25 protein-coding genes and 1 pseudogene are annotated in these 20,784 nt (G+C 68.6%); 11 read left to right on the top strand and 15 right to left on the bottom strand.

From position 1 onward, the window contains the following. Positions 1-315, bottom strand: a complete 315-nt coding sequence (locus tag AB0F40_RS20830) for a DUF6284 family protein (protein WP_357471935.1) — start codon at positions 313-315, stop codon at positions 1-3. After that, positions 315-545, bottom strand: a complete 231-nt coding sequence (locus AB0F40_RS20825) for a hypothetical protein (RefSeq protein ID WP_357471932.1) — start codon at positions 543-545, stop codon at positions 315-317. Before AB0F40_RS20825 ends, AB0F40_RS20830 begins: the two co-directional genes overlap by 1 nt. 135 nt (positions 546-680) lie before the next feature. Here AB0F40_RS20825 and AB0F40_RS20820 point away from each other — a divergent pair, with 135 nt between their 5' ends. Next, on the top strand, positions 681-1,526 hold the full coding sequence (locus tag AB0F40_RS20820; RefSeq protein ID WP_357471929.1) for a winged helix-turn-helix domain-containing protein: 846 nt from the start codon (positions 681-683) through the stop codon (positions 1,524-1,526). After that, positions 1,523-2,203 carry an HAD hydrolase-like protein gene (locus AB0F40_RS20815; RefSeq protein WP_357471926.1) on the top strand — a complete coding sequence of 227 codons (681 nt, stop codon included), beginning with the start codon at positions 1,523-1,525 and terminating at the stop codon, positions 2,201-2,203. Before AB0F40_RS20820 ends, AB0F40_RS20815 begins: the two co-directional genes overlap by 4 nt. A gap of 62 nt (positions 2,204-2,265) precedes the next feature. Here the strand turns inward: AB0F40_RS20815 and AB0F40_RS20810 are convergent, their stop codons facing one another. The 3 genes from AB0F40_RS20810 to AB0F40_RS20800 all read right to left on the bottom strand — a co-directional run bounded on the left by AB0F40_RS20810 (position 2,266) and on the right by AB0F40_RS20800 (position 4,321). Beyond that, positions 2,266-2,994 carry a DUF6338 family protein gene (locus AB0F40_RS20810; protein WP_357471923.1) on the bottom strand — a complete coding sequence of 243 codons (729 nt, stop codon included), beginning with the start codon at positions 2,992-2,994 and terminating at the stop codon, positions 2,266-2,268. Positions 2,995-3,009: 15 nt separating this feature from the next. After that, positions 3,010-3,198, bottom strand: coding sequence for a hypothetical protein (locus tag AB0F40_RS20805; protein WP_357471920.1), 189 nt, complete (start codon positions 3,196-3,198; stop codon positions 3,010-3,012). 118 nt (positions 3,199-3,316) lie between these two features. Continuing rightward, entirely contained in the window at positions 3,317-4,321 is a 1,005-nt protein-coding gene (locus tag AB0F40_RS20800) for an HNH endonuclease (RefSeq protein ID WP_357471917.1), read from the bottom strand. 563 nt (positions 4,322-4,884) lie between these two features. Between AB0F40_RS20800 and AB0F40_RS20795 the strand changes: the two genes are divergently transcribed. Together AB0F40_RS20795 and AB0F40_RS20790 are read left to right on the top strand one after the other, a co-directional pair. After that, positions 4,885-5,064 carry a hypothetical protein gene (locus tag AB0F40_RS20795; protein ID WP_357471914.1) on the top strand — a complete coding sequence of 60 codons (180 nt, stop codon included), beginning with the start codon at positions 4,885-4,887 and terminating at the stop codon, positions 5,062-5,064. A 5-nt stretch (positions 5,065-5,069) separates the two neighbouring features. Beyond that, positions 5,070-5,342 (top strand): ribbon-helix-helix protein, CopG family, encoded by a 273-nt coding sequence (locus tag AB0F40_RS20790; protein ID WP_357471913.1) that lies wholly within the window; start codon positions 5,070-5,072, stop codon positions 5,340-5,342. 229 nt (positions 5,343-5,571) lie between these two features. On the opposite strand, the gene AB0F40_RS20785 is transcribed toward AB0F40_RS20790, so the two are convergent. From AB0F40_RS20785 to AB0F40_RS20765, 5 genes and pseudogenes are all read right to left on the bottom strand, one after another. After that, positions 5,572-5,748 (bottom strand): hypothetical protein, encoded by a 177-nt coding sequence (locus AB0F40_RS20785; RefSeq protein ID WP_357471989.1) that lies wholly within the window; start codon positions 5,746-5,748, stop codon positions 5,572-5,574. 27 nt (positions 5,749-5,775) lie between these two features. Next, positions 5,776-5,922 (bottom strand): annotated as a pseudogene (locus AB0F40_RS20780) (hypothetical protein); the annotation flags it as partial. A 157-nt stretch (positions 5,923-6,079) separates the two neighbouring features. Further along, positions 6,080-6,625 carry a TetR/AcrR family transcriptional regulator gene (locus AB0F40_RS20775; RefSeq protein ID WP_357471910.1) on the bottom strand — a complete coding sequence of 182 codons (546 nt, stop codon included), beginning with the start codon at positions 6,623-6,625 and terminating at the stop codon, positions 6,080-6,082. A gap of 29 nt (positions 6,626-6,654) precedes the next feature. Continuing rightward, on the bottom strand, positions 6,655-8,187 hold the full coding sequence (locus tag AB0F40_RS20770; protein WP_357471907.1) for an MFS transporter: 1,533 nt from the start codon (positions 8,185-8,187) through the stop codon (positions 6,655-6,657). Positions 8,188-8,318: 131 nt separating this feature from the next. Beyond that, entirely contained in the window at positions 8,319-9,077 is a 759-nt protein-coding gene (locus AB0F40_RS20765) for an SGNH/GDSL hydrolase family protein (protein WP_357471987.1), read from the bottom strand. A gap of 259 nt (positions 9,078-9,336) precedes the next feature. Between AB0F40_RS20765 and AB0F40_RS20760 the strand changes: the two genes are divergently transcribed. From AB0F40_RS20760 to AB0F40_RS20745, 4 genes are all read left to right on the top strand, one after another. Next, positions 9,337-9,999: a uracil-DNA glycosylase gene (locus tag AB0F40_RS20760; RefSeq protein ID WP_357471985.1), complete on the top strand. Its 663-nt coding sequence runs from the start codon at positions 9,337-9,339 to the stop codon at positions 9,997-9,999. Positions 10,000-10,110: 111 nt separating this feature from the next. After that, a complete protein-coding gene (locus AB0F40_RS20755) occupies positions 10,111-10,419 on the top strand; it encodes a DUF3263 domain-containing protein (protein ID WP_357471904.1) in 309 nt (102 codons plus the stop codon). A 42-nt stretch (positions 10,420-10,461) separates the two neighbouring features. Then, positions 10,462-11,121, top strand: a complete 660-nt coding sequence (locus AB0F40_RS20750) for a hypothetical protein (protein WP_357471901.1) — start codon at positions 10,462-10,464, stop codon at positions 11,119-11,121. 325 nt (positions 11,122-11,446) lie between these two features. After that, on the top strand, positions 11,447-11,650 hold the full coding sequence (locus AB0F40_RS20745) for a cold-shock protein (protein WP_253870543.1): 204 nt from the start codon (positions 11,447-11,449) through the stop codon (positions 11,648-11,650). 169 nt (positions 11,651-11,819) lie between these two features. Here the strand turns inward: AB0F40_RS20745 and AB0F40_RS20740 are convergent, their stop codons facing one another. After that, the gene (locus tag AB0F40_RS20740) at positions 11,820-12,971 is read right to left on the bottom strand and encodes an ATP-binding protein (protein ID WP_357471898.1); all 1,152 of its coding nucleotides are present in this window, start codon (positions 12,969-12,971) and stop codon (positions 11,820-11,822) included. Between the two features lie 104 nt (positions 12,972-13,075). On the opposite strand from AB0F40_RS20740, the gene AB0F40_RS20735 reads away from it, so the two are divergent. Both AB0F40_RS20735 and groL read left to right on the top strand, forming a co-directional pair. Next, positions 13,076-14,590 carry an NAD(P)/FAD-dependent oxidoreductase gene (locus AB0F40_RS20735; RefSeq protein ID WP_357471895.1) on the top strand — a complete coding sequence of 505 codons (1,515 nt, stop codon included), beginning with the start codon at positions 13,076-13,078 and terminating at the stop codon, positions 14,588-14,590. Between the two features lie 208 nt (positions 14,591-14,798). Continuing rightward, positions 14,799-16,430, top strand: a complete 1,632-nt coding sequence (gene groL / locus AB0F40_RS20730) for a chaperonin GroEL (protein WP_357471892.1) — start codon at positions 14,799-14,801, stop codon at positions 16,428-16,430. Positions 16,431-16,537: 107 nt separating this feature from the next. Here groL and AB0F40_RS20725 read toward each other — a convergent pair whose 3' ends face one another. From AB0F40_RS20725 to AB0F40_RS20710, 4 genes are all read right to left on the bottom strand, one after another. Continuing rightward, entirely contained in the window at positions 16,538-16,822 is a 285-nt protein-coding gene (locus AB0F40_RS20725; protein ID WP_357471890.1) for a WXG100 family type VII secretion target, read from the bottom strand. A gap of 162 nt (positions 16,823-16,984) precedes the next feature. Next, positions 16,985-17,689 carry a hypothetical protein gene (locus AB0F40_RS20720; RefSeq protein ID WP_357471887.1) on the bottom strand — a complete coding sequence of 235 codons (705 nt, stop codon included), beginning with the start codon at positions 17,687-17,689 and terminating at the stop codon, positions 16,985-16,987. 59 nt (positions 17,690-17,748) lie between these two features. Then, positions 17,749-19,239 carry a HAMP domain-containing sensor histidine kinase gene (locus AB0F40_RS20715; protein WP_357471885.1) on the bottom strand — a complete coding sequence of 497 codons (1,491 nt, stop codon included), beginning with the start codon at positions 19,237-19,239 and terminating at the stop codon, positions 17,749-17,751. After that, entirely contained in the window at positions 19,232-19,957 is a 726-nt protein-coding gene (locus AB0F40_RS20710) for a response regulator transcription factor (RefSeq protein ID WP_357471883.1), read from the bottom strand. The genes AB0F40_RS20715 and AB0F40_RS20710 overlap by 8 nt, the downstream gene beginning before the upstream one ends. A 117-nt stretch (positions 19,958-20,074) precedes the next feature. Here AB0F40_RS20710 and AB0F40_RS20705 point away from each other — a divergent pair, with 117 nt between their 5' ends. Beyond that, complete coding sequence (locus tag AB0F40_RS20705; RefSeq protein WP_357471881.1) at positions 20,075-20,668, top strand: NYN domain-containing protein; 594 nt, start codon at positions 20,075-20,077, stop codon at positions 20,666-20,668. The last annotated feature ends 116 nt before the right edge of the window (positions 20,669-20,784 follow it).

Raw genomic sequence — 20,784 nt, 5'->3', positions numbered from 1 at the left:
TCAGGCAGTGCGAACAGCAGGACGGATGACGACCCGGCGGGCCGTCGAGAGCCGGTCACCCAGCACGAACGCGGATGCCGTGGACGTGGCACGGTTGGTGCGGGTCTCGACCGCCGTACGCATGGCGACGTTCAGAGCGACCACCGCGCGGCGGTGCGCCTTGATAGCCAGCTCGTCGGGCGACATCGCCAGGCGGCACTCGGCGTCCACGACGGCGACCTCAGCCGCGATGACCGGCTCCTGCGCTGCGATGGCCGCGAGGTCGCTCGGCGTCGGCTCGTCGTCGAACGCGGCAAGAGCGGTGCAGGTGCTCATCAGTTCTCCCCCAGGGCGGTGTTGCCACGGTCGTTGGCGATAGCGCCGTGGTGGGCAGCACGAACGCTCTGCCGCATCGCCACGATCTCGGTGGTCATCCGCGCCACGGCCCGGCCCTCGTCGGCCAGACCAGCCGCGAACAGCAACTGACCGGCCTTGCTCAGGCCCTCGGACAGCGCGAGGAGCAGCCGCCTCGCGGCTGCCAGATCCTCAATTCGGCTCTGTGTCATCACTCGCCTTTCAGATTGAACTAGGTTGGCTAGTCACATCTTCGAACAAGGCGAGACTTGCACAGCCTGGCTAGCCATGTCAACAGATGGAGGAAAGTTGGCTGATTTGGCTGTCCAAGCGGGTACCGTGGACGTATGAGCCTCGATCCTGACGACCCGCGCCCGCCCTACCAGCAGGTCGCAGCCGCGATCCGCGCCGCGATCCTCACGCGCACCATCGCGCCCGGTGAGAAGCTGCCCACACAGAAGGAACTCGGGGAGCGTTACGGCGTAGCCCGCATGACCGTTCAGCAAGCGCTACGCATCCTCAAGGACGACGGCCTGGTGACCTCGCGCCAGGGGAGCGGGATGTACGCACGCGAGCGGACCGAACGGCCCGTAGGGCTCCGCCCGCACCTCGAAAAGGCCTTCGAGGCAGACGACGTACGGATCGACTTCGTCGGCTACACCGCAGAGACGCTCCACGGCGCGATCGCAGAACCGCTCGACAAGATCCGGACCGGTCGCCTCACGCCCAAGTCGATCCAGCTCCGACTCCTGGTGTCGGACATGACCACACAGCTCGCGCTGCCAGCCGCGACCAGCGGAGACGACGAAGAGAGCGCCCGCACCCGGCAGCGCATGGCAGACATCGGCGCCCGGCACATCAGCGCCGTCAGGGACGCCGTGTTCGAACTCGGAGACCTCGAACTCGTCCCCACAGTCACAGTCGAGACCCGCGCGTTCGGTTCCGCACCGGTCTTCAAGGCCTACGTCATCAACGGCGACGTCGCCTTCTTCGGCTTCTACCCCGTGGTCACACACGACGTCCGAGTCAACGGGGAGAAGGTGAGCATCTTCGACCCGATGGGCAAGGACGCCGTCCTCTTCCACTACACCGACGACGGCGACCCCGAGTCCATCGAATCAACCTTTGTCGTACAGGTGCGCCAGTGGTTCGACAGCGTCTGGAACAGCGTGGCAACCGAGGTGACTCCGTGACCGACGCCGCCCCGCTCCTCAACGAGTCGGCCGCCGTGCTCCTCGACTTCGACGGCCCTGTTACGCCACTCATGCCCGCGCCGGCCAACATGCACGCTGCCGACGCCGCGCGGCAGGCACTCGCTACCCACGGCGCAGTCTTACCTGACGACATCGCCGCGACGTCGGACCACCTCGCCGTCATCCGCTGGACCGGCATGTACGCACCGGGTGCTCTCGCCGACGTCGAGAGCGCATGCACGGCAGCGGAAATCGACTCAGCACGAGCCTGTATTCCCACCTCCGGCGCACACGCTCTATTGGCAGCGCTCGACACCGCAGGAACTCCGGTCGTCATCGTTAGCAACAACGCCGAGGAACCGATCCGGGTCTACCTCGAACGCCATGGCCTGACGGCGTACGTGCGCGACGTCGTCGGGCGTCCGCACCTCCGGCCGGACCTCATGAAGCCGCACCCGTACACCGTCGAGCGTGCACTCGAAGTCGCGGGGAGCATTCGGGGGACCGCCGTCCTCATCGGGGACTCTGTGTCCGACATCGAGGTAGCGAAGGCTACGGGCGTCCGATCCATCGGTTATGCCAAGACGCGACAACGCGGCGTAGAGCTCCGCGAGGCGGGCGCAGATGCAGTCGTCGACCGGATGGCCAGTCTCATAGTTGGCGGGCACATGGCGTGAGCATGTTTCCGACGAAGACGAAGAGGCCCCCACCCGATCGGGTGGGGGCCTCTTCTGTGCTACTACGGTTCCGCCGCATTATCTCTACGGGCTGCGACCCGGAGACGCCTCAGAATCGGGTGCGGTTTCTTCTCTGATTCGATCGCTCCCGCAGCGGTTGCTTTGTGGTATTCGACTTGAATCGACTTGACCTGCACTTCGGGTAGAAGTACGAGTCGAGATCCTCGGCCGTCCTTATTTTTGAACTGCTCCCCTGGCCGTTTGCGTCGCAGCGGACTCGTGAGGGCCAAGTTTCGGTTGGCATCCTCCGGGTCGGCGTCAAAGGTTGCGAGCTCGCCGCGCCAGATTGTGCCGTCTAGAAGTTCAACTGTCAGGAACGGGGAGTCCGCGTCGTCAGGTTTGGACTCGACGAAGGCTTGGCTCCATACGCGCCCTTCGCTGATCGGTGGCTTTTCGGGCCATATGTGTGCGGTGACAATCAGCACCAAGCCGCACGCGGTGGCGGATGTCGCAACGACCCCAGCGAGATAAGGTAATACAGACGCCATTGAATTCGGCGTGCCTAAACTGATGGAGTCGGCGTGCCGAAACAGTGGCAGCCATACGGGAAATAGCAGCACGAGCGAAGCGGCGGTCGTGGCGAGCAGGGAGATGAGTACTACCCGTGCCAGCTCGCTTAGGGTTGTCTCCTTGACAGACGGCTTGTATCTCGCGCGGATCAGTTGCCACAGCGCGCCAGGGGCGAGCAGGAGCAGGAATGAAATGAATGTTCCGACACTCGATGGCGCCACCGGCTGCGCTTTCTGTCAGTCGTCGTCGTCGTCGGCGTCGGCCAGATCTGTGGCCGTGGCGTCGCTGGTTGTCACCACGGCCCCGGTCTGAAAGGTGTACGCGGAGCCAAGCAAGCTCTCCTCTCTAGTCTCCTGGCCGTCCTGGGTGCCCTTGTAGTGTTCCTGGCCGTCGTGCGTGCCCTTGTAGTCTTTCTCGTTGCTCATCGCTACCCCTTCATATGCGGTGGAATGCCCGATCGGTGGCGATTCCAGGTTCTCATGGCCTGTCTGCCGGCGCTCGACGAAGCGCTCCAAATCCTGGGGAGCCCGTGGGCCTCAAGTGCTATGACACGCCAGACTGATCCGGATCAGTCGCGGTCCGCTTCTGTCGGAGTGCAGCGGGAGTGATTATGGGCTGGTGCTTGTGCAGCACCCGATGGCAGGTAGGGCAGACCAGCGCTAGGTCCTTCATCGTGGTGACGCTCTCGCCGATCTCGTGCAGAGGGGCGACGTGGTGAACGTCGATGACTCCCTCGACGCCGTACGCCTCGGAGGACTCGAAGTCGCAGGCCTCGCAGGCGAGACGGCCGGTCTTCTTGAAGACGCTCTGCTTCTTCTTGACTACGAGCGTCCGATCGCGCTCTCGGCGACGGTGCTCACGAAACAAGATCCGGCCCTCAAGCGCCTCGTACTCCTCGTCCTCACCGGTCTCCTCGGGTGCGTCGTCAGACTCGCCGCGGGTGCGGATCAGAGCGACGGCCTGGGCGAGCTCGTCGGGCCGGTGCGCCCACCCGTCCCACACCCTGACGTCTCCCGCACCTCCGTGCTCCATGCCCCGGCCTTCATGTGCCGGGTCGATTGAAGAGAAGTTGTCGAGCTTGAGTGACACGCTCGAAGGGTTGCGGAACGCAGGGTTTGACCTGACGGCCTCCGGAAAGACTCGGAGTGATCGCAGTTCCTCGCTGAGGGCTGCGACCTTCGCAGCGAAGCCGTCGCGGCCCTGTCCACGGACAAGTAGGTAGAGGTCGAGAGCCAACATCAACTCGTCTACGGACCAGTTCGGAGGCATCGTGGGACGGGTGACCTCGAAGCCGAGCTTGTTGAGGCGGGTCGCCACCGTGCTCTCTCCGCCTGAGAACATGTCAGGCGTCATGAGAACGCCGGTCTGGTACAGGTGGGCCACACCCGTGACGGCCTTGGAGTCGTACCGCTCGCCGTCGACCACGATGAAGTAGTCCCTTGCGGGCTTGAATCCGTACTTGCCGAGGAACGCATCTCGTCCGAGAGCGTCGAACTCGGCGATCGCCTTGTTCACTGCTTCCGGGTCTGTCAGGTCTGCGAGGGTCATGGGACGAACGTATCCGCGGTGTGTGACATCAGCCGTGGGTCTTCGCTGCTCCCAAGGCACGGCTCCCGGCGGTAATCCGGCGGAATGGGCGGCAACCAACGAGCATGTACGTATCTCTACAGCACTGACGGTGGCCCTGGCGCTGCACCGGTTGGCAACAGTCGGGACCCGGCGGATATCTAATGGGCAGGCCCGTTCGGTAAGCGGAAGGTCGTCGGTTCGAACCCGACAGGCGGCTCCACGCATCACAGCAGGTCAGTGCCGTTCCGGTGCTGGCCTGCTGTCGTTCCCGGGTCAGCGGACCGGGATTGGCCTGACAAGGTGCCTGACTAAGCACCCCGGCCACCCCGAGCCTCAGGCACGCTGAACAGCGGCCCCATGTCGCCGAGGGACACCTCGACGGTTGTAGTGCCCGCCGGCAGTCGCTTGCACCATCGAGTATCGCCCCCATACCCGCTTGACTCCTCGGGTATCGCCGCCATACTGAGGAAGTGGAATACGTGGTGGGGCGGACGGCGCGGAAACGGTCCAAGAGCTTCGACTGGTCACTCGTGGAGGCGGTCATGAGCCAGCACGACCCGATCCGGTTCGAGGAAGACGGCCGGATCTGGCTCGGTTGGCTCGGCGACGATGGACAAGGTGGCCAATGGGAAGTCATCGGACACCTTGCCGACGACGAGCCGAACCTACTCGTCATCACCCGCGCTCAGCGCTTCCAGCAGACGTTCACCGAGGAAGGATGAACACGATGACCAAGTACACGCGCAGGCCCGAGGAACCCGGCAAGGACTACTCCGCCGGGATGACCGACGAGCAGATCGAAGCCACCACCGAGCGCGTCTCACAGCGGCTCCGGAACCTCCACCGAGGCGGCTACTCGCTCAGCGGCGAAGAGCACTCACCGAAGGTCTCGGTCACCCTGCCCCGCGACGTCCGCGACAAGGTCGCCGCACGAGCCGCCGCCGAGGGTGTGTCCGTCTCGAAGTACCTCCGGCGCATCATCACCGAACACGCTGCCTGACTCAACACGCGGCGGCGGGCCCGAAACGTGAAGAGGCGAAAACTCCCACCCGTCGACTGCAGACTTCGACGCGCCCTACGTCGGTGACAGCAGACTTGGTTGCTGTTTGAGGGGGCTTAGCCGCAACGAAGTCTGCATTGGCGGTGGTGGGCCGCTACAAAGTCCGCAGTCGACGCAGGCTCACGCGGCATCCGGGCCAGTGGACTCAACGCCCGGTAGGTGCGACCGGTCACGGCCCCAGCAGCGCGAGCGGGACGACGGCGTCCCGACGTCGGTAGGCGTGCTCGCCGGCGCAGATGACGACAGCGTCGATCAGATCGTCTCCGATCCGGTCGCGGAGCCAACGGATGTGCTTGACGTCGGCATCCTCGACTCGGTCCGCCAGCTTGACCTCGATGGCAAGCACTCGGCCATCGGGGCGCACGACAACCAGGTCGATCTCGTGGTTGCCGTTCTGCGTCCGTAGATGGTGGAGGCGTGCCTCGGCAGCCTCTCTCTTTCGCGGGCTTGTTCGACAGGCCGGCGGTCGCTGCGTCAAGGATCTTCGAGTATGTCGTCGTCGACGACGTGGCTGCGGCATACGCGGTGAGCCAAGCACGGAGGACCTCCGGCTTGCGCACTGGGTAGGTACGCGTCCAGCTCAGCTCGGCCCTTCTAGTCTTCCAATCGCACGGAAGTTACTCTACCGATCGCACGACTCCTGGTCTTCCAATCGCACAGCGATGCTCCGGATCGACCTATGGATCCGGAACCGCGACCGCCCGCACCAGGTGCTCCGTGACCGCTCGGCGCTGCGCCTCCGGCATGGCGCGATAGGCGAGGGCCTCGAACATCCACAGCCCGTCGGCGGCGAGCCGGGTGACGAGCCGGTCCATGGCGCCGTCGTCGTCCACTGCGTCGCCGGACACGGGCGCCCAGCGCTCCAGGACTGAGCTCCACGGCGCCGCCCATTCCGGGCGGGTGGCGGCCTCGAGCATGAGCTGGAGCTCGGCGCGGGTCGCGGACTGGGCGCTCACCCGGACGTAGGCGGCCAGCCGCTCGTCGGCGGTGAGCTTCTCGGCGGGCCGGCCGGCGTCGGCCAGGAGCGAGGCCTCCCACCGGTCGGCGAGATGCTGGTGGATAGCGGCCAGCAGGTCCTCGCGCGACGGGAAGTGGTACATGATCCCGCCGCGCGTCAGCTCTGCCTCGGCCGCCACGGAGTCGAACGTGACGGCGGTGACGCCCTCGCGCTGGATGACGCGCACGGCGGCGTCGAGGATGCGGTCACGGTTGCTCGGTCGCACGGGGCCTCCGGGGCGCGTCGCGGTCGGGTTCAGTGGCCGGAGCCGTAGGCGGAGGATTCCGACCCAGGGCCGTAGGTACGAAGCAGCACGGTCGTGACGATAGCGCCGACGGCCAGGACCCCGGCGCAGACGACCATCACCACGGAATAGCTGTTGCCGAACGCGCGGAACGCGGCCTCGAGCACCTCTGGTCCGGTACCAGGCACTGTCAGGGCGTCGGTCATGGACCGGCTCGCGTCGGTGGGGGCGTCGTCGGGCAGGCGGATGGTCAACGTGTAGACGGTGGTCAGCAGCGACCCGAGCAGCGCGACGGCGGCCAGGCTGCCGAACTCGTAGGAGACCTCTTCCACAGAGGAGGCCATGCCCGCCCGGCGGGCCGGCACGTTCCCGATGATCGCTGTCGACGCCACGGACATCGCGGCGCCCAGCCCGAGGCCCGTGACGAACAGGCCGCCGAGCAGCCAGCCCATCCCGTGCTGGACAGCGACCAGGGTCCAGGCCACGCCGACGGCACCGACACCGAGGCCTCCGCCGATCAGGACTCGCAGGCCCACGATGTGGAGGAAGGCCCCGCCCAGGATCGACGACGGCAGCGACCCGACCGCGACGGCGGCCACGAGCAGCCCTGACTCGAGGGGCGAGAAGCCCGCCACGAGCTGGAACCGCTGGGTGGTGGCCAGCTGCAGGCCACCCATCGCGAACATGGCGAACGCGGCCGCCAGGACCCCGGAGGCGAACGCGGCGTTGCGGAAGATCGACAGGTCCAGCAACGGGAACGGCAGGCGCCGCTGACGACGGACGAAGAGCCACCAGCCGACGAAGGTCGCCAGGGCCGCGCCCAGCACGACGGTCCCGGAGCGGTCGACCTTGACCACCTCCTTGATCAGCACCACGAGCCCGACCAGCGTGACCAGAGCCTGCACCGAGGAGATGAAGTCCCACCTGGTTCCGGGGTGCGGGTCGTTGCCCGGCGCGACGGCGACCCCGAGGACCACGGCGATGACGACCACCGGCACGTTGATCAGGAAGATCGATCCCCACGCGAAGTGCTCCAGCAGCGCACCGCCCACGATCGGTCCGAGCGCACCGCCCACGACCGACAGGCTGCCCCACACGCTGATCGCTACGTTGCGCTCGCGCTCGTTGACGAAGGCCACTCGGATCAGGGCCAGCGTGGCCGGCATCATCGCGGCGGCGCCGACGGCCAGCAGACCGCGCGCGGCGATCAGCACCTCTGGGGTGGGTGCGGTGGCCGCCATGAGCGAGGCCAGCCCGAACACGACCAGCCCGGCCAGGAACATCCGCCGGTGGCCGAACCGGTCACCCAGGGTCCCCGTACCCAGGAGGAGCCCGGTCATCACCAACGGATAGGCGTTGATGATCCAGAGGCTCTCCGTCCAGCTGGCGTCGAGCTCGCGGGTGAGCGTGGGCAGCGCCGTGTAGAGGATCGAGTTGTCCAGCGTGATCAGCAGCAGGCCGAGACCGACGGTCACCAGGAGCGTCCAGCGCCGTCGGGGGCCGAGCAGCGGCGTGCGCGCGCTGAGCGGAGGGCTGATCGTCATGGCCGAAACTATACTATCTAGAAGGTTAAGTTACCCGCTGAGAGGGACGTCTTCGACCGGCCAGCGGCTCCCGGCGCACAGGCCGGGGAGCCTCTGGTCCCGCCGGTGAAATTCTAGGGCTCGACGAGGCGCTACGCCCGCGGCCACGTCTGCGGCGTCGGCCACTTCGGGGAGCGGCCGTCCCCGCTGGAGGTGCCCGTCAGGCGGCGCTTGACCCACGGGCCCACGTGCTGGCGCATCCAGACCGCGTTGGCGCGCGCCGCGTCGCGGAAGGCCGCGGGAGGGGAGGCGTCGAGCGGGTTGTCGTAGGCGGCGTCGTCCGGCTCGAGGCCGAGCGCCACCAGGGCGGCGTTCGCGACGCGCTGGTGCCCCTCCGGGGTGAGGTGGATGCGGTCGTCGGACCAGAGCCGCAGGTCGGCCAGCGACCGCATGCCCCACAGGTCGAGGACGCGTGCCCCGTGCCGGTTGGCGATGGACCAGACGTTCGCGTTGAAGACGCCCACGCGGCCGTTGGTCCAGCTCAGCGCGGCACCGGCCTTGAACCCTGTGCCCATCAGGACGTCGGCTCCCGACGCTCTGAGGGCGACGACGGCGTCCTCAAGCGCGGCCGAGATCGCCTCGACGTCGGCTGACGCGCGCAGGATGTCGTTACCGCCTGCGACGAGCGAGACGAGGTCCGGCCGGGCGTCGATGGTGACATCGAGCTGTTCGGCGACGACCGGGCGCAGCTTGCGGCCGCGGATCGCGAGGTTCGCGTACTCGAGAGGCGTCTCGCCTGCGGCGATGCGCCGCGCCGAGAGCACGGCGGCGAGGTTGTCGGCCCAGCCGCGCTGGACGTCTGGGGCGTCGGGGTACGGGTCCCACAGGCCCTCCGTGAAGGAGTCGCCCATGGCGATGTACCGGGCCCAGCGGACGGGGGCGGTCTCGGCGAGGTGGGTGGCGTGGCCTTCCGAATCTGGGGGTGTCGTGGTCACGGCGCTCATTCTCCCGCCTGTAGGCGGAAGTTCGCTGGCTCGGGAGTGTGACAGGCAGCACAAACTGGCAGTGTCGGAGGGTGCCGGTAGCCTCCTGCACGTGGAGACCACCGTGAACCCGACACCCCCAGTCGACACCGACAGCGCCTCCGGAGCGGCCTCCGGCCCGCCTCCGTTGTCGCAGGTCGTCGCGCCGGACTGGGCGGAAGCGCTGGCAGACGTCGAGCCGCGCATCCATGCGATGGGGGACTTCCTGCGTGCGGAGGTCGCGCAGGGGCGCACCTACGTGCCTGCCGGCGAGCACGTGCTCGCGGCGTTCAAGCGGCCGCTCGCGGACGTGCGGGTGCTCATCGTGGGTCAGGACCCGTACCCGACGCCGGGCCACGCCATGGGGCTGTCCTTCTCCGTCCAGCCGGACGTGCGACCGGTCCCGCGGTCGCTGGTCAACATCTACAAGGAGATGCAGGACGACCTCGGTGTCCCGCTCCCGTCGAACGGTGACCTGCGACCCTGGGCCGATCAGGGGGTCATGCTGCTCAACCGGACGCTCACGTGCCGGCCCGGCTCGTCCGACTCCCACTCCGGCAAGGGCTGGGAGGAGATCACCGAGGCGGCGATCCGGGCGCTGGTGGCGCGGGGCGGCCCGCTCGTGGCGATCCTGTGGGGCGCCAAGGCACGCAACCTGAAGGCCTGGCTGGGCGGCGTCCCGGTCATCGAGAGTGCGCACCCGTCGCCGCTGTCGGCCCGCAACGGCTTCTTCGGTTCCAAGCCCTTCTCGCGGGCCAACGCGCTGCTCGAGCAGCAGGGCGCACGGCCGGTCGACTGGCGCCTCCCGTAGGCGGGACGGCTTCGAAGGTCTGATGCGACGCCGCGGGCAGGGCCGGCGTGTTGACACTGTGAAAGGGCAAGGGTGAAGAACAGTCACGTACTCCGGGCGTCCGGTGGTCAGATGAGCGAGATGCTGGTTTCCGGTGCCGACATCCCGGTAGCCGAGGGCGCCGAGAACAAGCTCTCCGACCGTGACCGGGAGATTCTCGCGTTCGAGCGCCGCTGGTGGAAGTACGCGGGCGCAAAAGAGGAAGCGGCGCGAGAACTCTTCGATCTGACCGCCACCCGGTATTACCAGGTTTTGAACGCGCTGATCGACACTCCGGCCGCTCTTGAGCACGACCCGATGCTGGTCAAGCGCTTGCGCAGGCTCCGATCGACCCGTCAGCGGGCGCGCTCTGCACGCCGCTTGGCGGACGAGAACCACTGACCGGGCACCGATCCGTCACAACGACCCGCTACTCTCTCTGCCGTGACGAAGAGTGGCTACCCCTACCCGCCCGACGAGTTCGACGTCGCTGTCCCCGGGGGCGCACCCGTGGGTGTGCACCGTGCGCCGCGTAGCGGTTGGAGCTCGGCCTGGCCGTTCCTGTTGGTCGCCGTAGTCTGCGCCGCCGTGGCGTGGGGCGGCATCACGCTGCTGTCCGGAGGTGACGACCCTGCAGAGGCGCAGGGTGGCGCGTCGGCTTCGACGTCGGCGTCCGCTTCGGCTGATCCGTCGGGCGAGGCCTCCGCATCGCCGAGCACGTCGCCGAGCACGTCGCCGTCGACCGAGACGCCCGAGCAGAGCGTCGAGGAACTGGTCGCTGCCGTCGACCCCGCTGCCGCGTACATGGTGTTCAACCGTGGAACTGTCGCCGGCCTCGCGTCGTCGACGAGCGAGAGTCTGGTCTCGAGCGGGCTCGGAGGCGCGACCTTCAGCCAGGAGGCCGACCCGGCGAGTGCTCCTGACCTCTCGGCCGTCGACACGGCCGCCGCCAACACTGTCTGGTACGGCGACGGGCGGGAGAAGGAGGGCAAGGCGGCTGCCGCGATCCTGGGTATCCCGGAGGCCAACGTCGTCATGAACGAAGCCGTGACCGGCTCGTCGGAGGCTGTCTGGATCTTCATGTACACAGAGCCGACGGGCTGACAGGTCCGGAACGCACGACCCATGGCGCAGCGCCGCGAGGGCGCGCGTGACCGAGAGCCGACGGCAGTGCCGGCGTCGGCTCTCGGTCAACGTAAGGGCGGCGTGTGCCCAGGGCAGTCTGCGGACAAAATGTCCACCGGATCCGTACCACCATGCTGATATTTACCTGGGCTGACCCCGGCACAGGCCTCTGACCTGCACGTTCGCCTTCCGCTGAATGCCTCATACCGGACATAGAGGCTTCCCTGGTGTGAGCCGGACCACTAGGCTCGAACCACCACGGGTCGACCGAGTGTCCCGTGCAGAGGTACAAGGAGAACTACGCATGGCCCAGGGCACCGTCAAGTGGTTCAACGCCGAGAAGGGGTATGGCTTCATCACCCCCGACGCCGGCGGCCAGGACCTTTTTGTTCACTACAGTGCGATCCAGACCGACGGCTACCGGTCCCTCGACGAGGGGCAGCCGGTCGAATACGAGGTGGGGCAAGGACAGAAGGGTCCGCAGGCTGAGCAGGTTCGTCCAGCCTGACATCGATGGGACGACGGGCGGGAAGGGCCCGCCCGTCGCCCGCCCCCCAAGGATGCCGGGACCCAGACCCCGGCGTCCGATCTGGCTGGTCGACGACGACCTCCCCGCACGATGTCGGACGACGAAGCCCGACGCCTGCGAGCAGCCGCCCGTACCGCGGCTGCTCGTTCTATGAGCGTCGGTCGCGCCTGCTGATGGTGCCGCGGTCGTCGATTCGGTACTGGGCTGCGTGCTCGCGGAGATACTCGCGAAGGAACGGCAGCGCGAAGCCCACGTGACCGTGCCGAGTTGGCTCGATCATGCCCGCCGCGATGAGTCGGGCGCGATAGACGCCCGCATGCTGCGGGCTCGCCCCGATCCGTCTCGCCAGCTCTCCCGTGGACGACTCCCCGTCGTCCTGCGACATGGCCAAGAGGTAGGTCCGGTCGACGTCCGAGAGGTCGGCAAGTGCCGTGGCGTGGACGGTCGCGCCGAGGCGGCGCCTGGCGACCGGAATCGCCTCCAGCACGGACTCCTCGTCGATGCGGTCGCCGGTCGCCTTGCGCCAGACGTGGTAGCCCACGAGCTGGATCATGAAGGGGTATCCGCCGGTTGCCCGAGCCGCATGGTCGAGCGCCGGCTCTGTGATCTCGCGACCGTTCTCCCGGACCGTGGAACGCAGAGCGGTTCGAACGTCATCGAGCGCGACGTCCTTGAGCTCGACCTGGTTGGCCCGACGGAGGAAGGTCAGTACGTCGTCGTTCAGCAGGTCGGACACGGCGGCTGGCAGCCCGGCGAAGGCCAGGGCGATATTCCGGTCCTCCCGGACGAGCAGCTGGTAGGTGGCTGCGAGTTCTCGGAGTTCCTCGCGCGCGCTGGAATGAACCTCGTCCACCGTAAGGAGCAGGCCTGTGTCGTTCTGCTCGAGGACGTCAAGGAGGGCGCCGAGCTGTTTGCGCCACCTCGGTTTGGCAGCCTGGCTCTCCGAGAAGGTGACACCAGAACCGCCGAGGCTCAGCCCGGTGAGGGCACGGCCCGGCAGACGTGACGGATCGAGCTCGTGGAGATGGTCGGTCACCTCGTCGGTGAGCCGGTCGACCAGACCGGGCAAGGCTGCGTCCGCAATGGTTACCCAGCCTCGACGTAGAGCCCGGTCGGATACCTCGGTCAGCATGACGGTCTTGCCGACACCCCTGGCACCGGTGAAGATCGTGAGTCGCCCTGGAGCGCCCGGGCCGTCGTCCAGCGATTCCTCGAACTCGTCCAGATCATCGTGGCGCCCGACCAGAAGTGGAGGTGTGGCACCGGCGGTCGGTTTGAAGGGGTTGCGGTGTACGGCCACAGGGCCTCCTGAGGTTTAAAGTCTTTATACTCTTTATATACGGCCACGGTCGCGAGTACCACCTGCCGGATCAAGAGGGCCGATCCTCGTGATTCGATGGGGGAGTGACTCTGCTCGACGCGGTGGTGGTGGGCTCAGGGCCCAACGGCCTGGCGGCCGCAGTCACGCTCGCCCGCGCGGGCCTGGGAGTCCGCGTGCTGGAGGCCCAGCCGACGATCGGGGGCGGCGCACGCACCGTCGAGATCCCCGAGCTCGCGGACGGCATGCTGTTCGACCTCTGTTCCGCCGTGCACCCACTGGCCTGGGCATCGCCGTTCTTCCGGGCCTTCGACCTCCCCGCGCACGGTGTCGAGCTGGTCGCGCCGGACGTCGCCTACGCGCAGCCGCTCGACGGCGACCGGGCCGGCCTCGCCTATCGCGACCTCGCGCGGACCGCTGAGCGGCTGGGGCCAGACGGCGACGCCTGGCGCGACCTGCTGGGCCCGCTCTCCGCCGACTGGCGCCAGGTGGCGGCGCTCGCCCTGGGTGACAAGCGAACCCCGCGCGGCATGCTGGACGGGTTGCGGGGCGAGCACGGGCCGACGGCGTCGGACCTCGCCTCGATGGTCCGGCCGGGCCTGCGGTTCGGTGCCGCGCTCCTCGAGCAGGGCGGCTCGCGCTGGGACCGGCGGTTTCTCACCGACGAGGCAAAAGCCCTGCTCACCGGGGTCGCGGCGCACGGCATCACGCCGCTCCCGTCGCTCGCCGGCGCTGGTACGGCTCTGCTCCTCGCGGCGCTCGCGCACGCCGACGGGGGCTGGGCGATCCCGCTGGGCGGCTCCCAGGCCATCACGGACGCGATGGTCCGTGACCTCGAGGCGCACGGCGGCACCGTCGAGGCCGGCCGGCGGGTGGAGAGCTGGTCGGACCTGCCGCCCGCGCGCGCCGTGCTCTTCGACACGACGCCCAGCACCCTCCTCCGGATCGCGGGGGACCGGATTCGTCCGGCGCGACGCGCGGCCCTTGGCAGGTTCCGGTACGGGAACGCGGCGGCCAAGGTCGACTTCGTCCTCGACGGCCCGGTCCCCTGGCGGGTGCCCGAGGTCGGGCATGCCTCGACCGTGCACGTCGGCGGGACGCGCGCCGAGATGGTGATCGCCGAGGACGCCGTCGCGCGCGGGCTCCATGCCGAACGGCCGGTCGTGCTGGTCAGCGACCCGACCGTCGCCGACGTGAGCCGGCTGCGCGGTTCGCGGCGGCCCCTGTGGTCCTACGCGCACGTCCCGGCGGGCTCGACCGAGGATGTCACCGAGGCGGTCACCCGGCAGATCGAACGGTTCGCGCCCGGGTTCCGCGACGTCGTCGTCGGCTCGCGGTGCATTCCCGCAGCGCAGATGGAGCGCCACAACCAGAACTACCCGGGGGGCGACATCTCCGCCGGGGCGGCCACCATGTGGCAGATGTTCGCGCGCCCCACCCCCGCACCGGACCCCTACCAGATGGCCGAGGGCGTGTATCTCTGCTCGGCGTCGACCCCGCCCGGTCCGGGCGTGCACGGCATGGGCGGCTGGCATGCCGCCCGCCGGGCGCTGCTGCGCGACTTCGACGTGCGGCACGCGCACGGTCTGGCGGGGGGATAGGCCCGCGCCGGGTTTCGCCGGCAGGGGACGCGCCTTGCACTCTCATGGTCCGAGTGCCAATAATGTCTTAGCACTCTCCGTTCGAGAGTGACAGCAGGGTCGAATGGTGAGGCCTCCTGTCGCGGCGAGACATGATCGTCGGGGCGGTAGGCCGTCCGTCGCGGGCACCGGCCGGCCTGGACAAGCCACCAGCGGAGGATTCATCCCCATGGCCAAGATCATCGCTTTCGACGAGGAAGCTCGTCGGAGCATGGAGCGCGGGCTCAACCAGCTCGCCGACACGGTGAAGGTCACGCTCGGCCCGAAGGGCCGCAACGTCGTTCTTGACAAGAAGTGGGGCGCCCCCACGATCACGAACGACGGCGTCTCCATCGCCAAGGAGATCGACCTCGACGACCCGTACGAGCGGATCGGCGCGGAGCTCGTCAAGGAGGTCGCCAAGAAGACGGACGACGTCGCGGGTGACGGCACCACCACCGCCACCGTGCTCGCCCAGGCGCTCGTCAAGGAGGGCCTGCGCGTCGTTGCCGCCGGTGCCAACCCGATCGCCATCAAGCGTGGCATCGAGAAGGCCACCGAGGCCGTCACCGAGCAGCTGCTGAACGCTGCCAAGGAGATCGAGACCAAGGAAGAGATCGCTGCCACGGCCGCCATCTCGGCCGGTGACCCGGCGATCGGCGAGCTCATCGCCGAGGCTCTCGACAAGGTGGGCAAGGAAGGCGTCATCACCGTCGAGGAGTCGAACACCTTCGGCCTCGAGCTCGAGCTCACCGAGGGCATGCGCTTCGACAAGGGCTTCCTCGCCCGCTACTTCGAGACGGACCCCGAGCGCCAGGAGGCCGTGCTCGAGGACCCGTACGTCCTGATCGTCGAGTCGAAGATCTCGAACGTCAAGGACATGCTGCCGCTGCTCGACCAGGTCATGAAGTCGGGCAAGTCGCTCCTCATCATCGCCGAGGACGTCGAGGGCGAAGCCCTGGCGACCCTGGTGCTGAACAAGATCCGTGGCACGTTCAAGTCCGTCGCCGTCAAGGCGCCGGGCTTCGGCGACCGCCGCAAGGCCATGCTCCAGGACATCGCGATCCTCACCGGCGGCCAGGTCATCACCGAGACGGTGGGCCTCAAGCTGGAGAACGCGACGCTCGAGGAGCTCGGCCAGGCGCGCAAGGTCGTCGTCACCAAGGACGAGACCACGATCGTCGAGGGTGCCGGCGACGCCGACCTCATCGCGGGTCGCGTGAACCAGATCCGCAGCGAGATCGACAAGTCCGACTCGGACTACGACCGCGAGAAGCTGCAGGAGCGCCTCGCCAAGCTGGCCGGCGGCGTCGCCGTCATCAAGGCCGGTGCGGCCACCGAGGTGGAGCTCAAGGAGCGCAAGCACCGCATCGAGGACGCCGTTCGCAACGCGAAGGCTGCCGTCGAGGAGGGCATCGTCGCCGGTGGTGGCGTGGCCCTCATCCAGGCCGGTGCCGTCGCGTTCGCCAAGCTCGAGCTCGAGGGTGACGAGGCGATCGGTGCTTCGATCGTGCGTGCCGCCATCGACGCCCCGCTGAAGCAGATCGCCGTGAACGCCGGCCTCGAGGGCGGCGTCGTGGCGGAGAAGGTGCGCAACCTCCCCTCCGGTCAGGGCCTGAACGCTCAGACCGGCGTGTACGAGGACCTGCTCGCCGCAGGCGTGAACGACCCGGTCAAGGTGACGCGTTCCGCGCTGCAGAACGCCTCGTCGATCGCCGCGCTGTTCCTCACCACCGAGGCCGTCGTCGCCGACAAGCCGGAGCCCGCTGGGGCTGCGGGTGGCGGCGACCCGACCGGTGGCATGGGCGGCATGGACTTCTGAGTCCTGCCTGACCCGCTCGGGCCGGCCCGAACGGGTCGTGCCCGGCACCTGTCCGACGCCGGTCGGTCACCTCTTCTGCGGAGGGCGACCGGCCGGCGTCGGCCATTTCAGGAGAACATGCGGGTCGCCGCCGCCTCCGCCTCCGCGTAGGTGCGCGCCGCGGCCGTCAAGGCTGCCTGGATCGCGTCCAGCGCGCCCTCCACCTGTGCCTGCGCGCCGCGCCACTGCGCGACCGTCCCGCCGAACGCCGCGGCGGCCGGCCCCTGCCAGGTCGCCTGCAGCGCGTCGAGGTTGCGCATGAGCGCGCCCACCTCCGTGCGCACCGTCGCAACCGAGCCCGCCACCGCGGCGCCCGCCTGCTCCACCTGGTCACTGTCGACCTCGAACCGCATGGCCCTCACCTCCCGCGCGCCGGCCCGTCCGGCGTCGTCCACCGACGGTAGGCAGGCGCGGGCCGACGGCGGGGCCCGCCAGGCGGGTGCTGTGCACGGGCGCGTGACAGCTCGGGTTGTGGTCGTGCTCGAACCACTGCGGGGCCGTGCGGGGGGTCTCTCTCAGGCCGAGCCGAGCTTCGACTGCTCCTTGCGCAGCCGGTGCAGCTCCATGTCGAGGTTCTGCCGCGCGGGTGCCTCCCACGCGGCGCCCATCGGGCTCAGGAACAGCGACTTGCGGGCGAGCAGCCGCTCGATGACGCGGATGCGGGCCTGGAGGTACACGTCCGTGGGGATGTGCGCGTACTCCGCGCGCACCGCCGACTTGTACTCCTTGTACCGCTGGGGCTCGGCGGCGAGCATCGCCAGATCGGCGTCGTTCAGCACCGCCGCGTCGAAGTCCGCCGGGTCGGGTGCGTGCCGGACGATGGCGTTGACCAGCGCGGCCACCCGGTCGGCGGCGCGTGCCGGTACGCCGAGGTCGATCAGCTCGTCATGGGCGAGGATCGCCGAGGCGGTGGACTGCTCGCCACCCTGCGAGGCCTCCGCCACCTTCTTCTCGGAGCTGAACACGGCGCCGTGGTACCAGGCCGCGAGCCGCACCAGGTCCGGTTCGTGGGTCTCCTCGGCCAGCTCGTCCACCCGGTGCAGGACGGCGGCCAGGTGGCGCAGGTTGTGGAAGTGGCGGTGCTCGTCGGACCATCGGTCGAGAAGTGCCTGGCCGACGTCCTCGATCGCCTCGGTATCCGCCGTGGCTCCCGCGCCCAACGCGCTGCGGACGAAAGACTTGAGGAACCACTGCGGCGCGTCTGACGTCAGCACGCCCATGTGAATTCTGCCTAACGGTTGAGGTCGGTCACTGCACGGCCAGCCTATTACCGAATCGGTCAGGGGCGGCTACTACCGTCTTGGATGGTGGGCACGGACGGCTCGGCAGGCAGCGTGATCTGGACCGTGAGACCCCCGCCCTCGGTGGTCGACACCTCGACGTGCCCGCCGTGCGCGCCGACGATCGCCGCGACGATCGCCATCCCGAGCCCTGAGCCGCCCGACTCGCGAGTGCGTGACGAGTCCGCGCGGTAGAACCGCTCGAAGATCCGGCGGCCCTGCTCCTCGCTGAGGCCGGGACCGTGGTCGCGGACCTCCAGGACCGCAACGCCGTCGGGCCGCGTGCCGAGCGCGATCTCCACCGGCGTACCCGCGGGTGTGTACCGTGCGACGTTGCCGATGAGGTTGGTGACGACCTGCCGGAGGCGGTCGCCGTCGCCTTCCACGACGAGCGCCTCGGGAACGTGCCCCAGGGGTCCGTCGGCGTCGGGAACGAGCGGCACCACCGACACCTCACGGGTCGGGTCCAGTGCGTGCAGGTCCTGGGCGGAGTCCTTGGCGAGCGCAGCCAGATCGACGTCCTCGCGAGCGATGGGCCGCCCCTCGTCGAGCCGGGCGAGCACCAGGAGGTCGTTGACGAGCGTGCCCATCCGGCGCGCGGCGTCCTCGATGCGGAGCATCGTGTCGTCGACCTTGTCCGTGCTGTCCAGGGCACCCATCCGGTACAGCTCGCCGTAGCCCCGGATGGTCGCGACGGGCGTGCGCAGCTCGTGCGACGCGTCCGAGACGAACTGCCGCATCCGCGCCTCGGACGCCTCCTGCGCGGCGAAGGCGCGCTCGATCTGGGCCAGCATCGCGTTCAGCGACACGGCGAGGGAGCCCATCTCGGTGCTGGGCGGCGCCTCTGCAACACGGAGCGTGAGGTCGCCCGCGGCAATCTGCGCGGCGGTCTGCTCGACGGTCCGGAGCGACCGGAGCGACCGTTCGACCAGCACCCAGGCCGTGAGTCCGCCCAGCAGCACGATCCCCAGCCCGGACAGGATGAGGGTGTTGGTCAGGATCGAGATCGTACTGTTCATGCCGACCAGGGGCAGCGCCACGTAGACGACGGCTCGCTCACCGGTCGGGTACGCGCCGACCAGGGTGATGACGCGCCAGCTCTCGCTGCCTGCCGTGTCGGACGACGCGGGTGTCGTGAACGGCTTGCCGCCGCTCTCCGCGGCCTCCTCGTACGTCACGTCGGGCAGGTCGGGCCTACCGAACTTGTTGACGGCCTCGTTACCCAGCGTTCGGACCGTGCCCTCCTCGCCCTTGACCAGGACGTAGTAGTCGCTGGGCAGTCCCTGCGCGCTCGCCTGCAGGATCTCGTTGGGGGCGCGGGCGGCGGCGTTCAGCTCGTCATTGACCTGCTGGACCAGGAACCTCGACACCACTGTTGTCGTCGCCACGCCGGCTATGCCCAGCCCCGCCGCGAGCAGCAGCGAGATGATCGCGACGAGGCGGGCCCGCAGCGGAATGCCGGACAGGCGCTCCTTGATCCGCTCAAGCACGGGCGGGCTGTGGGGCGCGGAGCAGGTACCCCACGCCGCGCTTGGTGTGGATCAGCGGGGGCAGAAGCTCACCGTCGACCTCCAGGGTGTCGATCTTGCGCCGCAGGTAGGAGATGTAGGACTCGACGATGTTCGCGTCCCCGCCCCAGTCGTACTGCCACACGTGGTCCAGGATCTGCGCCTTGGACAGGACCCGCCCGGAGTTGAGCATGAGGTAGCGCAACAGCTTGAACTCGGTGGGGGAGAGGTCCACCTCGACGCCGGCGCGGCGCACCTCGTGCGAGTCCTCGTCCATCTCCAGGTCGCCGACGTGCAGCACGGCCTCCTCCTCGGGGGTGGGCACCCCTGTGCGGCGCAGCACCGCGCGGATCCGGGCCACCACCTCTTCGAGGCTGAACGGCTTGGTCACGTAGTCGTCGCCACCGACGGTGAGGCCCTGCACCTTGTCCTGCGTGTCGTCCTTCGCGGTGAGGAAGACGACGGGGGTGTGCCGGCCGGTCGCGCGCATGCGGCGGGTCACGGTGAAGCCGTCCATGTCGGGGAGCATCACGTCGAGCACCACGAGGTCGGGCTCGACGTCGCGGACGAGCTGAAGGGCGCCGTTGCCGTCCGCGGCCGCATGTACCTCGAAGCCCGCGAACCGCAGGGAGGTGGACAGGAGCTCACGAATGTTCGGTTCGTCGTCGACCACGACGAGACGCGCCTCAGGAGTAGCCATGTTTCCAGTGTGCGACCGGTTTCTGAACGGTGCCTGAGATTCGCCCGGGAAATCGCCCTGACTTCGGACGGACCAGGTGTCCGACCCGCCACCTGCCTCGCCGCTACGCTGTGAGGTATGTCAGCACCGTTCCCGCAGGTTCCAGGGCAGACGCCCCGGCGCACGTATCTCATCGTCGACGGTGAGAACATCGACGCCACGCTCGGCATGAACGTGCTGAACCGCCGTCCCGCCCCCGAGGAGCGCCCCCGCTGGGACCGCATCTCCGCGTTCGCGGAGAAGGTGTGGTCGCAGGACGTGGTGCCGCTGTTCTTCCTGAACGCGACATCGGGCCAGATGCCGATGCCGTTCGTGCAGGCGCTGCTCGCCATGGGCTACAAGCCGATCCCGCTGGCCGCGCAGGGTTCGGAGAAGGTGGTCGACGTCGGTATCCAGCGCACCCTCGACGCGCTGCTGGACCGGCCCGGCGACGTGCTGCTCGCGAGCCACGACGGCGACTTCCTGCCGCAGATCGAGGCGCTGCTCGAGGACGACGACCGCCGCGTGGGCCTGCTGGGCTTCCGGGAGTTCGTCAACGCCCGGTTCACGGATCTGGAGCAGCGCGGCCTGGTCATGTACGACCTCGAGGCCGACGCCGACGCCTTCACCACCATGCTGCCGCGCGTCCGGATCATCCCGATCGAGGAGTTCGACCCGCTGCGCTACCTGTAGCCCGCGGGGCAGGGCCCTGCGTCCTCACGCAGATGCAGCTCCTCGTGAAGCAGATGACGCGGCTCGACGAGGCGGAGCAGCTCACCGGCCCGCAGGCCTCGCTCGCCAAGTACACG

The organism is Promicromonospora sp. NPDC023987, assembly GCF_040639055.1.
In the GTDB taxonomy this organism is placed as follows: Bacteria; Actinomycetota; Actinomycetes; order Actinomycetales; family Cellulomonadaceae; genus Promicromonospora.
The sequence above is the reverse complement of the archived record's forward strand: the minus strand, read 5'-3'. Positions and strand labels throughout refer to the sequence as shown.